Origin of the sequence: Belnapia mucosa (assembly GCF_016775475.1) — a bacterium.
In the GTDB taxonomy this organism is placed as follows: Bacteria; Pseudomonadota; Alphaproteobacteria; order Acetobacterales; family Acetobacteraceae; genus Belnapia; species Belnapia mucosa.
The window spans coordinates 467,756-480,240 of sequence record NZ_JAEUXJ010000001.1 but is presented as its reverse complement, the minus strand read 5'-3'; the positions used below and the strand labels follow the sequence as shown (position 1 = coordinate 480,240).

Here is a 12,485-nt window from a genome sequence, read left to right as displayed (position 1 = left end):
CTCAGGCTGGCCGTGCCGGCGCGATGAGACCCAGCATGGCCATCAGCGCCGTCCGCTGCACCGGCTTGCCGAGATACTCGTCCATGCCGGCGGCGCGGCATTGCTGCTCGAAGACCGGGCCGACCGCCGCCGTCAGGCCGATGATCTTCGTCCGGCGGTTCGGCCCGGTGCTGCGGCGGATCTGGCGCGTCGCTTCCAGCCCGTCCATCACCGGCATCTGCAGATCCATCAGGATGGCGTCATAGGGTTGGCGCCGGGCGGCGGCGACCGCCTCGGTGCCGTCGCCGGCCACCTCCACCTCGCAGCCGGCCCGTTGCAGGATGGTCCGCATCACCAGCTGGTTGGTGGCATTGTCCTCGACCAGCAGGATGCGGAGGCCGAGATTCTCCGCCGGCCGCGGCACCGCTGTCGGCCTCGCCTCCACCCCCGCGCCGAGCGCCTGCATCACCGCATCGCGGAAGCGGCCTGGCAGGGCGGGCTTCAGCAGCACGGCATCCACCAGGCCCGGCGCCGGCGGCTCCCGCAGCGCCGCGGCGCCGGCGGCGGCCAGGATGATGGCAGGTCGATCTTTGGCCGGCTCGGCCCGGACGCGGCGCGCCAGTTCCTGCCCGTCCATCCCCGACAGGGTCGCATCGACCAGCAGGGCGCTGAAGGGCCGGCCCATGGCACGGGCCGTCCGCAGCGCGGCCAGCGCCGCCTCGGCCGTCTCGACCGCTTGGGATTCCGCGCCCAGCACCATGAGCTGCCGCGCCAGCACCTCGCGGCTCAGGGCGAGGTCGTCCACCACCAGGACCCGGCGCCCGGCCAGCGGCCGCGCATCACGCGTCTCGCCGGGCATATCGGGGGCGATGCCGACCATGATGTCGAAGCGGAAGACGCTGCCGCCGCCCGGCCGGACCTCGGCGCCGATACTGCCGCCCATGGCCTCGACCAGCTTGCGGCAGATGGCGAGGCCGAGGCCGGTGCCACCGTATTTCCGGCTGATCGAGGCATCGGCCTGGGTGAAGCGCTCGAACAGCAGCGGAATCTTCGCGGGGTCGAGGCCGATGCCGGTATCGCTGACCCGGCAGGAGAGGCGCCAGCCCTCCCCCTCCCGCTCGGCCGAAATTCCCAGCTCGATCCAACCGGATTCAGTGAATTTCACCGCATTGCCGACCAGGTTGAACAGCAGCTGGCGGAACCGGCCGGGATCGCCGATCACCCGCGCCGGCAGACTGGGCGAGAGCGAGCAGATCAGCTCCACCCCATTCTGCGCCGCCTTCGGGGCAAAGAGCTCGACGATGGTCGAGAGCTCCGCCTCCAGCGCGAAGGGTACCTCCTCGCGCTCCACCCGCCCGGCCTCGAGCTTGGAGAAATCGAGGATGTCGTTCAGCACCATCAGCAGGTGCTCGGCCGAACCCTGGATCGTCTCGGCATAGCGGTGCTGCAGCGGGTCGAGCCCGGTATCGAGCAGCAGGCCGGACATGCCGATGACGCCGTTCATCGGCGTGCGGATCTCGTGGCTCATCGCCGCGAGGAAGTCCTCCTTGGCGCGGCTGGCGGCCACCGCCTCGCGCTCACTCTCGGCCAGGCGGGCACCCTGGCGCTGCAGCTTCTCCGCCAGCCGCACCAGCATCCAGAGGGCGAAGAGCGTCGCCGTCGCCGCCGCTCCGACGCCGCCACCCAGGACGAGGCCGAGCTGGTGCAGCGCCGCCAGCGCATCGTCCCGGTTCCGTGCCACCTCGACCACGAAGGTGCCCTGGCGGGTGACGGCGAAGCTGGCGATGACATCCGCCCCGTCCTGGTCGATGCCCTGGAAGGAACCCGATTCCCGCCGCGGCAGGAAGTCGCGGAACAGCCAGGCGCCGGAATGCAGCTGGCCGATCCCGCCGGCGGTGGCATCGGAGCGGGCAAGCAGCTGCCCACTGAAGGAATGCAGCCGGATGGTGACGCCGAAGGCCTCGGCATAGCGGCGGCTGACCCCGGTGAAGTAGTCGGGGTTGAGCAGCGCCACCGCGGCACCGGCGAATTCGCCCCCCTGCGGCGCCCGGATACCCCGCGCCAGCGGGATGGACCAGAGGCGCGTATGCGCGATGCTGGCCCCGGTGCTGAGATACCGCCCGGTCTCCGGCGCACCGAGCCGGAGCGTCTGGCCCCCATAGCGCAGCACCCGGAACCAGTCGCGGTCGGAGACTTGCAGGTCGCGCAGCGAATCCACCGTGGCATGGGTGATCCGGCCGTTCACATCGGTCATCAGCAGGGCGCGGATCTGTGCCAGGTCGCGCGAGCGGTTGGCCATCTGCTCGGCGAAGGCGGCCGGGCTCATCTCGACCGGGTTCTCCGCCAGGTCGTTCATCAGCAGCTCGACCGTCTGGGTAGCGCGAGTCAGCTGGTCCGCCAGCGCCGCCGCCACGCTCTGGGTCAGCTTCTCCGCCTCGGCCAGGGCATCGCGCTGGCCTCGTTCCAGGACGATACCGTAAATCAGCACCAGGCAGGCGGCGACCAGTCCGACCGCTGCCCCGAACAGCAACCAGGGCCGCGGCTCCGCTGGCTTGGGGGCGCCAAGGTGGAGGGACCGCCGGATGCTCGCGTCCAGTTTGGCGAAAGGATGCATGATCGCGTCCTTTATTGCACCATTGGTTGCTGTTTTCGAGATGAATGGCGCGGCGGCGCAGACCCCGCCGCCCCGTCCCGCGGCGCGGCCGGCGCCGGTGCCGCTCGGCCCGCCCCCGCCCCCGCCGCCGGCCGCCCTGCTGCAGCCCGAGCCACCGGTCCCACCGCCCGAGCCGCCGCCGCCGGACCACCTCGCCGCCATCCGCAGCCGCGGCGAGGTCATGGTCTGCATCTGGCCGGACTATTTCGGTATCAGCTACCGCAACCCGCGCAACAGCGAGCTGGAGGGGCTCGACATCGACATGGCGCGGGCCCTGGCCAACCGGCTCTCGGTCCAGCTCCGCTTCGTCGAGACCAATTTCGCCGAGGTGATCGACAAGGTGGAGTCCGGCGCCTGCGACATCGCCATGATGGGGGTCGGCATTCTGGCCGCGCGCCAGACGCGGGTCGCCTTCTCGAAACCCTATATGGCCAGCACCGTCCACGCGGTGACGACGCGGGAGAACACGCGGATCAGCCGCTGGGAGGATATCGACACGGTCGGCACCGTCGTCGCGGTGGCGGCCGGGACGCTGATGGAACCGCTGATGCGGCGCAGCCTGAAGCTGGCCGAGCTGCTGGTGGTGCGCCCGCCCCGCACCCGCGAATCGGAAGTGCAGTCGGGCCGTGCCGATGTCTTCATGAGCGACTACCCCTATGCCCGCCGCTTCGCCCTGGCCGGGGACTGGGCCCGGGTGCTGGAGCCGCCGGAGCGCTTCGGCGAGACCCTCTATGGCTATGCGGTGCCGCGGGGTGACGCTGCCTGGCTCGCGGAGGTGAATGCCTTCGTCAATGCCGCCAAGGCGGACGGCACCCTGGCCCGGGCCGGGGCCCGCTACGGCCTCTCGGCGCTGCTGGTCTTCTGAGGCCGGCGCTCAGCGATCCGGCTTGGCCCCGAGCGCGACCATCGCTTCCGCCACCTCGGCGGGCAGGCGGCTGAGCGCGCCGCGCAGGCCGAGAGTATCGGCGGCGCGGGCCGCACGCTCCAGCGTCAGCAGCTCCTCGGCCAGGACCTCCAGGCCGAAATTAGCGGCGACGCCGCGCAGCGCATGCGCCTCTGCCTTCAGCGCATCGAGATCCCCGGCGGCGGCAGCAGCCTCGATCCGCGGATGGCGTTCGCGCAGTTCATCGGCGCAGAGCGCGGCCAGGGCCGGGCCATGCCGGTCCGCCAGATAGGCGCCGGCCGGGGCCCCGTCCGGACGGGGCGGAGGTGATGCCATGCCTTGCCCCTCCCCCTTAGACGGCATCGGCACCGGCCGTGCTGGGCCGGGCTGGCCGCGGGACGGCCGCACCGAAGCCGCGAGTGGGATGGGTGCCGTAGCGGTGAATGCGGGAATTCGGGACCGGATTCATGGTACCCACCTGCAGCATCGGCGATGCGTTAACACGTCTGAGGCGACTAAGCACGGAAGCACGACTACCGGCAAGTGTATCGACTTCGGAATGATCGGGCGGCCGGCCCATGGGCTTGCCGCCGCCCGTGACGGGTGCGATGTTCCCCCGCCCAAACCCCCCAAGGCCGCCCCTGCGCAGCGCCCCGCCGCGCCCGGCGGCGGGGAGACCACGAGGACCGGCATGGCAAAGATCCAGGTAAAGACCCCCGTCGTCGAGCTCGACGGCGATGAGATGACCCGCATCATCTGGGGGTTCATCAAGGAGAAGCTCATCCTCCCCTACCTGGATGTGGATCTCAAATACTACGATCTGGGTGTCGAGTACCGCGACCAGACCGATGACCAGGTGACGGTCGATGCGGCGAATGCCATCAAGCAGTATGGCGTCGGCGTGAAATGCGCCACCATCACCCCGGACGAGGCGCGGGTGAAGGAGTTCGGCCTCAAGAAGATGTGGAAGTCGCCGAACGGCACCATCCGCAACATCCTCGACGGCACCATCTTCCGTGAGCCGATCATCTGCTCGAACGTGCCGCGCCTGGTGCCGCACTGGTCGAAGCCGATCGTCGTCGGCCGCCATGCCTATGGCGACATCTACCGCTCGGTCGAGATGAAGGTGCCGAGCGCCGGCAAGGTCACGATGACCTTCACGCCGGATGGCGGGCAACCGCAGGAGATCGGCGAGTTCGTCATGCCGGCCACCGGCGGCGTCGCGATGATGATACACAACCTCAACAAGTCGATCGAGGGCTTCGCCCGCGCCAGCTTCAACTACGGCCTGGCGCGCAACTACTCGGTCTATTTCAGCCACAAGAACACGATCCTCAAGGCCTATGACGGCAACTTCAAGGACATCTTCCGCGGCATCTATGACGCCGAATTCAAGGCGGAGTTCGAGAAGCGCGGCCTGACCTATGAGGACCGGCTGATCGACGACATGGTCGCCTCCGCGCTGAAGTGGGAAGGCGGCTATATCTGGGCCTGCAAGAACTATGACGGCGACGTGCAGTCCGATATCGTGGCCCAGGGCTTCGGCTCGCTCGGCCTGATGACCTCCGTGCTGCTCTCGCCTGACGGCAACACCGTCGAGTCCGAGGCGGCCCACGGCACCGTCACCCGCCACTACCGCGAGCACCAGAAGGGCCGCGAGACCAGTACCAACCCGATCGCCTCGATCTTCGCCTGGACCCGGGGCCTCGCCTATCGCGGCAAGTTCGACAACACGCCGGACGTGACCGCCTTCGCCGAGACGCTGGAGAAGGTCTGTATCCAGACCGTCGAGAGCGGCGACATGACCAAGGACCTCGCCATCCTCATCGGCAAGGACCAGCCCTGGCTGAACACCCAGGCCTTCCTCGCCAAGATCGACGAGAACCTGAAGAAGGCGATGGGCTGACCCTTCGGCCTGGCGTTCCAGAACGGGCGGGTCCTTCGGGGCCCGCCCTTTTTCATGCCCGGGGCTTCCGCCATGCACTCGCTCTCCTGGCTCGACTGGCTGGCCCTGGCCTGCTTTCTCCTCTGCTGGGCCGGCTATTCGGCGCTGGTGGACCGCCACCCGGCCCTTCGCCGACGCAGCGTCATCGCCGCCATGGACGAGCACCGCCGGCGCTGGATGCAGACGATGGTGACGCGGGAGAACCGCATCATGGACACCAATATCGTCGGCAACCTGATGAACAGCACCAGCTTCCTGGCCAATACCGCGATCTTCATCCTGGGCGGGCTGGTGGCGATGCTGGGCAGCCCGGAGCTCGGCGCCCGGGTCTTCGGCGCCCTGCCCTTCGCTGCGGTCCCCGACCAGGCCGTCTGGGAAATGAAGATCGCCCTGCTGCTGGTGATCTTCGTCCGCGCCTTTTTCGAGCTGACCTGGGCACTGCGTCAGTTCAATTATTGTTCCATCGTCATGGGCGGCATCTCGCACGATCCGGTCGATGACGGCCGCGTGGCCCAGGCGGAGATGGCGGCCAAGGTCGCCAACCGCGCCGCCGGGCATTTCAATAGCGGACTCCGCGCCTACTACTTCGGCCTCGCGGCGCTGGCCTGGATCCTTCACCCGCTGGCGCTGATCGTGGCGAGCCTCTTGGTGATGCGGGAATTATACCGGCGGGAGTTCCGCTCGGTCGTTCGTGAAGCGCTCCGCGGTTGAATTGCTGAGAGCACCATCCATCGCTCATACCGGATAACACGAGAGGGAGAGCTAATGCTTGAACAGTTATTCAGGCATTTGCAGTAATCACGCAATCATTATGGGATTGCGCCACCGGTTCAGGGGAAACTGACTTCGCCGTAACCAACGCTTCCTGTATCAAAGCGGGTGACAATCAATCGCAATAAAGGCCCGCCAGGATGCTCTATCGCTCAATCGACGGCTCGGGGAACAACCTCTCCAATACGGAGATGAATGCCACGGGCACCGATTATGTTCGGATCGGGCCGGCGAATTTCGCGGATGGGGTGAGCATCCCGGTCGAGGGCCCGAATCCGCGCACCATCAGCAATCTCGTCGTTGGCGAGGGCGATGCGGTCGGACCGAATTCCCTCGGCCTCTCGGGCATGATGTATGCCTGGGGCCAGTTCATCGACCATGACATCACGCTGGCAGGCACCGGCAAGACGCCCTTCAATATCGTAGTGCCGGCAGGCGACCCGATCTTCGCGGATGGCACCGTCATCGCCATGAACCGGTCGAAGTCGGATCCGGAGAGTGGCACCGGGACGGACAACCCCTCTATTGCGATGAACACCAATACCGGCTGGCTCGACGGCTCGATGGTCTATGGCTCGGATGCCGTGACCGCTGCGGCGCTTCGCTTGGCCGATGGGCATCTGGCAAGCTCGGCGGGCGGCAACCTGCCGATCGTCAACGGGAATTATCTCGCTGGCGATGTGCGCGCGATGGAGAACCCGTCTCTCACCGCGCTGCAAACCATATTCCTCCGCGAGCACAACTGGCAGGTCGACCGGCTGGCCGCTGCTGATCCGACCCTCACGGGCGATGAGCTCTACCTCCAGGCCAAGGCGATCGTCACCGCCGAGATCGCCCATATCACCTACAGCGAATTCCTGCCGCATCTGCTCGGCAGCGATGCCCTGCCCGGCTATGCCGGTTACGACCCGACCGTCGATGCCCGGCTGAGCATCGAGTTCACCGGCGCCGCCTACCGCTTCGGCCATTCCATCGTCTCCGCCGAGACCGAGCGGGTGGATGAGCAGGGCAATGTCACCGGGCCCGAGCTGCAACTGCGCGACACCTTCTTCCTCAACCCGGCGGGCTTCGAGCTGGGCGGCGGCGCCGATGGCTTCATCCGCCATCTTGGCGACGATGCCTCGCAGGAGATGGATGCCCGCATCGTCGAGGATCTGCGCAACTTCCTCTTCGATCCGCCGGTCGGGCTCGACCTCGCCGCCATCAACATCCAGCGCGGCCGCGATCTCGGCCTCGGCACACTGAACCAGACGCGGGTCGCGCTGGGCCTTGAGGCCTATACCGACTTCGCCCAGATCACCGACGACCAGGGCACGGTCGCGGCGATGCGGTTGGCCTTCGCCTCGGTGGACGAAGTCGACCTCTGGACCGGCGGCCTAGCCGAGGCGCATGCGCCGGGCGCCTTCGTCGGCGAAACCTTCGCCCGCATCATTGCCGACCAGTTCGTCGCCCTTCGCGACGGCGACCGCTTCTGGTACGCGAATCAGGGCTTCGATGCCGACACCCTGGCGATGATCGAGCACACGACTCTCAGCGACATCGTGCTGCGGACGACGGATACGCAGTATATCCAGCCGGACCTCTTCCTGTTCTACGACCGTCTGGCCCCTGGCGTGGTGCCGGATGAGGAGGGCGCCCCAGTGCTCGTGGTCGGCGGCGCGGCAGACGAAGTTCTCACCGGCAGCGACGGAGACGATATCCTCGCTGGTGGTGCTGGTGCCGACACGATGGCAGGCGGCCGAGGCAACGACACATACTATGTGGACGACAGCCGCGATATTGTTGACGAGGGCAATATGCCCGAATACGCCTACCTCGGATCCGACGGCAAAGACTCCATAATTTCGACCGCCAACTGGTATTGGGACATTTACTCGGTCGCGGAGCGCTTGGTGATCGCCGATGGAGCGGCAGACTCGAATGGCGCCGGCACCACCGCCATCGGCTCCTGCTTCGACAACGAGATGATCGGCAACTCGGGAAACAATATCCTGTTCGGGCGCGGCGGCTCCGATACGTACCGCGCCGGAGACGGTGTCGACTACATCTCGCTTTCGACGCTCGGCATGCAGGACGCGCCCGGCTATGTCGCCGACGGTGCAAACGTCATCATAGTCGATCCACGCAAGAGCGGTGCATTTTCCTATGATGTCATCTTCGAGTTCGATGTGACGAAGGACAAGATCGATATCTCCGCCTACCACTACGCGTCGGCCGAAGACGTGCTGACCCGCGGCGTTGATGACGGCGCAGGGAACAGCTACTTCATTCTCGGCGACGGCCTTGACTACGTCTTTCTGGTGGGAGTTGAGAAGTCCGCAGTGAAAGAGGAAGACTTTATCGTCTGACCGTTACCTGGCCAGCGCCCCGCGGATCGCCTCCAGCGCGGTCTCGGCCAGGGCCGCATCCGGCCCGCCTGCCTGGGCCATTTCCGGCCGCCCGCCGCCGCCCTTGCCGCCCGCCGCGGCGCTGGCGGCGCGCACCAGCGCCACCGCATCCGCCTTGCCCCGCGCGGCCTCACCGAGGCCGACGACGATGCTGGTCTTGCCCTCGGCGGTCGAGACCAGAGCGGCCACATCGGCGGTGCCGCCCTTCAGGATGGCCTCCGCCAAGCCCTTCAGGTCGCGCGCCGGAATCTCGCCCAGGTTCCGCAGCGCCACGCGGAAGCCACCTAGCGTCTCGGCCTCGGCCGCGGCGCCGCCGGTCGCCAGCTTCTTGCGCAGCTCACTCACCTCGCGCTCCAGCCGACGCCGGTCCTCCACCAGGGCAGTGACCCGTGCCGGCACCTCGGCCGGCGCCACGCGCAGCGCCAGCGCCGCTTCGGAGAGGTTGCGGGCCTGCTCCTCGATCAGGGCCAGCGCCGCCTCGCCGGTCACGGCCTCGACGCGCCGGACGCCGGCCGAGACCGCGCCCTCGGAGACGATCTTGAACAGGCCGATATCGCCGGTGCGCCGCACATGCGTGCCGCCGCAGAGCTCCAGCGAATAGACGCCCTGGCGCTCGGTCGCCGCCGGGTCATGGCCCATGCCGACGACCCGGACCTCATCGCCGTATTTCTCGCCGAACAGCGCCATGGCGCCGACGCCGACCGCCTGTTCCGGCGTCATCAGCCGCGTCACCACCTCGGCATTCTCGCGGATGCGGGAATTCACCTCGGCCTCGGTCCAGGCCAGATCCTCCGCCGTCATTGGAGTCGGCTGGGAGACATCGAAGCGCAGCCGGTCGGGCGCGTTCAGCGAGCCCTTCTGCGCCACATGCGTCCCGAGCCGGCGCCGCAGCGCCTCATGCAACAAATGGGTCGCGCTGTGATGCGCCCGGATCGCGCCGCGCCGGACATGATCGACCTCCGCCAGCACGGCGAGCCCTGGCCGGGCCTCGCCATGCGCGACCGTCCCGATATGGACAAAAAGGTCACCGAGCTTCTTCTGCGTGTCCCGCACCACGATGCGACAGGCCTCGCCGGCCGAGATCAGCCCGCTATCGCCGACTTGGCCACCGCTCTCGGCATAGAAGGGTGTCTGGTTCAGCACCACCGCCACCTCGGCGCCCGGGCCGGCGCGCTCGACCGGCTTGCCGTCCTGGATGACGGCGAGAATCTCGCCCTCTGCCGTTTCGGTGCTGTAGCCGAGGAATTCGCTGGCGCCGATCCGCTCCTTCACGTCGAACCAGACGGCGTCGGTGGCGGCCTCGCCGCTGCCGGACCAGGCGGCACGGGCGCGGCGGCGCTGCTCGGCCATCGCCGCCTCGAAGCCGGCGACATCGACGCCACGGCCTTCGGCCCGCAACGCGTCCTGGGTCAGGTCGAGCGGGAAGCCATAGGTATCATAAAGGCGGAAGGCGACCTCGCCGGGCAAGGTGCCGCCCTCGCCGAGCTTCGCCGTCTCCTCCGCGAGCAGGCCGAGGCCGCGTTCCAGCAGGCTGCGGAAGCGCGTCTCCTCCAGCTTGAAGGTCTCGGTCACCAGCGCCTCGGCGCGGACGATCTCGGGATAGGCGGCGCCCATCTGGCGGATCAACGCCGGGACCAGCCGGTGCAGGAGCGGCTCCCGCGAGCCCATCATATGGGCATGCCGCATGGCGCGGCGCAGGATGCGCCGCAGCACATAACCCCGCCCTTCGTTGGAAGGCATGACGCCATCCGCCATCAGGAAGGTGCCGGCGCGAAGGTGGTCGGCGACGACCCGGTGGCTGGTCTTCCAGCGCCCATCCGGGTCCTGCCCGGTCGCCTCGGCCGAGGCGAGGATCAGCGCCCGCAGCGTATCCGTATCATAATTGTCGTGCTTGCCCTGGAGGATGGCGGCGAAGCGTTCCAGCCCCATGCCCGTATCGATCGAGGGCCGCGGCAGCGGCACGCGGGTGCCGGGCGGCCCCTCCTCGAACTGCATGAAGACCAGGTTCCAGATCTCGATGAACCGGTCGCCATCCTCATCCGGCGAGCCGGGCGGGCCGCCGGGGATGTGGTCGCCATGGTCATAGAAGATCTCGGAACAGGGTCCGCAGGGGCCGGTATCCCCCATGCGCCAGAAATTATCGCTGGTCGGGATGCGGATGATCCGGCTGTCCGGCAGGCCGGCGATCTTCTTCCAATAGACCGGCGCCTCCTCGTCCTCGGAGAAGACGGTGACGAGAAGCTTGTCCTTGGCGAGGCCGAAGTCGCGGGTCAGCAACTCCCAGGCATGGGAGATCGCCTGCTCCTTGAAATAGTCGCCGAAGGAAAAATTCCCCAGCATCTCAAAGAAGGTATGATGCCGAGCGGTATAACCGACATTGTCGAGATCGTTGTGCTTGCCACCGGCACGGACGCATTTCTGCGCCGTGGTCGCCCGGCTATAGGGACGCTTCTCCTGCCCGGTGAAGACATTCTTGAACTGCACCATGCCGCTATTGGCGAACATCAGCGTCGGGTCGTTCCGCGGCACCAGCGGCGAGCTTTCGACCACCTGATGGCCGTTGCGGCCGAAATACCCAAGGAAGGTCGCGCGGATATCGTTGCTGCTGGTCATCGCCGGTGCGGATCCTGTCAATAGCCCCGCGCGCGCAGGGCCCCGAGCCCTCTACCGCGCGCGGCAGGAGGCGTCGAGGCCCTGGACGGCAGGGGGACGGGGCGGCCTATTCGGCCGCCGCGGCCTCCTCCTCGTTCTCGCTCTCGCCGGTCAGCATGGCATTGGCGACGATACCCGCCTGGCCGCGCACCTTGGCCTCGATCGAGGCGCCCATGGCCGGGTTGTCGCGGAGGAACTGCTTGGCGTTCTCCCGCCCCTGACCAATGCGCTGGCCCTCGGCGCTGAACCAGGCGCCCGACTTCTCGACGACACCGGCCTTCACGCCGAGATCGACCAGCTCGCCGACCTTGGAGATACCCTCGCCATACATGATGTCGAACTCGACCTGCCGGAACGGTGGGGCCATCTTGTTCTTCACCACCTTCACGCGGGTCTGGTTGCCAACCACGCTCTCCCGGTCCTTGATGGCGCCGATGCGTCGGATCTCCATCCGGACAGAGGCGTAGAATTTCAGCGCATTGCCGCCCGTGGTCGTCTCCGGGTTACCGAACATGACGCCGATCTTCAGCCGGATCTGGTTCAGGAAGATCAGCAGGCAGTTGGAACGGGAGACGGTGCCGGTCAGCTTGCGCAGCGCCTGGGACATCAGGCGGGCATGCAGGCCGACATGGCTGTCGCCCATCTCACCCTCGAGCTCCGCCCGGGGCACCAGCGCCGCGACGCTGTCCACCACCAGCACGTCGATCGCGCCGGAGCGGACCAGCGTGTCGCAGATCTCGAGCGCCTGCTCGCCGGCATCCGGCTGGCTGATCAGCATGTTGTCGATATCGACGCCAAGCTTCTTGGCATAGCCGGGGTCGAGCGCGTGCTCGGCATCGATGAAGGCGCAGGTGCCACCCTTCTTCTGCGCCTCGGCAATGGCATGCAGCGCGAGCGTGGTCTTGCCCGAGCTTTCCGGGCCGTAGATCTCGACAATGCGGCCCTTCGGCAGGCCGCCGATGCCCAGCGCGATGTCGAGGCCGAGCGAGCCGGTCGAGACCACCTCGATCTCGCCATCCTGCGCCTGCCGCGCCCCCATCTTCATGATCGAGCCCTTGCCGAAGGCCCGTTCGATCTGGCTGAGCGCGGCGTCGAGCGCCTTTCCCTTATCCATTCTGGCTATCCCGCTGCTGGCCCCGGTTCACGTGCCGAACCTACACGTAATGGATTCGGAATGAAACAGGATCGTAATTGAAGCCGCCGCACCCTCGCGGC

Annotated in this window: 8 protein-coding genes; 4 read left to right on the top strand and 4 right to left on the bottom strand. The window is 67.5% G+C overall.

Going from position 1 to position 12,485, the window contains the following annotated elements:
• Nucleotide 1: 1 nt before the first annotated feature.
• Nucleotides 2-2,593 (bottom strand): hybrid sensor histidine kinase/response regulator, encoded by a 2,592-nt coding sequence (locus JMJ55_RS02310; RefSeq protein ID WP_202823865.1) that lies wholly within the window; start codon nt 2,591-2,593, stop codon nt 2-4.
• Between JMJ55_RS02310 and JMJ55_RS02305 the strand changes: the two genes are divergently transcribed.
• Nucleotides 2,592-3,497, top strand: coding sequence for a substrate-binding periplasmic protein (locus tag JMJ55_RS02305; RefSeq protein ID WP_202823864.1), 906 nt, complete (start codon nt 2,592-2,594; stop codon nt 3,495-3,497). The genes JMJ55_RS02310 and JMJ55_RS02305 overlap by 2 nt on opposite strands.
• Nucleotides 3,498-3,506: 9 nt before the next feature.
• Here the strand turns inward: JMJ55_RS02305 and JMJ55_RS02300 are convergent, their stop codons facing one another.
• Nucleotides 3,507-3,851 (bottom strand): Hpt domain-containing protein, encoded by a 345-nt coding sequence (locus JMJ55_RS02300; RefSeq protein ID WP_202823863.1) that lies wholly within the window; start codon nt 3,849-3,851, stop codon nt 3,507-3,509.
• A gap of 355 nt (nt 3,852-4,206) precedes the next feature.
• Between JMJ55_RS02300 and JMJ55_RS02295 the strand changes: the two genes are divergently transcribed.
• From JMJ55_RS02295 to JMJ55_RS02285, 3 genes are all read left to right on the top strand, one after another.
• A complete protein-coding gene (locus JMJ55_RS02295; RefSeq protein WP_202823862.1) occupies nt 4,207-5,421 on the top strand; it encodes an NADP-dependent isocitrate dehydrogenase in 1,215 nt (404 codons plus the stop codon).
• Nucleotides 5,422-5,475: 54 nt separating this feature from the next.
• A complete protein-coding gene (locus tag JMJ55_RS02290) occupies nt 5,476-6,171 on the top strand; it encodes a DUF599 domain-containing protein (RefSeq protein WP_236033318.1) in 696 nt (231 codons plus the stop codon).
• A gap of 200 nt (nt 6,172-6,371) precedes the next feature.
• Nucleotides 6,372-8,579: a peroxidase family protein gene (locus JMJ55_RS02285; protein ID WP_202823861.1), complete on the top strand. Its 2,208-nt coding sequence runs from the start codon at nt 6,372-6,374 to the stop codon at nt 8,577-8,579.
• A gap of 3 nt (nt 8,580-8,582) precedes the next feature.
• Here JMJ55_RS02285 and alaS read toward each other — a convergent pair whose 3' ends face one another.
• Together alaS and recA are read right to left on the bottom strand one after the other, a co-directional pair.
• Nucleotides 8,583-11,231: an alanine--tRNA ligase gene (gene alaS / locus JMJ55_RS02280; protein WP_202823860.1), complete on the bottom strand. Its 2,649-nt coding sequence runs from the start codon at nt 11,229-11,231 to the stop codon at nt 8,583-8,585.
• Between the two features lie 106 nt (nt 11,232-11,337).
• Nucleotides 11,338-12,384 (bottom strand): recombinase RecA, encoded by a 1,047-nt coding sequence (recA, locus tag JMJ55_RS02275; RefSeq protein ID WP_202823859.1) that lies wholly within the window; start codon nt 12,382-12,384, stop codon nt 11,338-11,340.
• Nucleotides 12,385-12,485 lie beyond the last annotated feature (101 nt).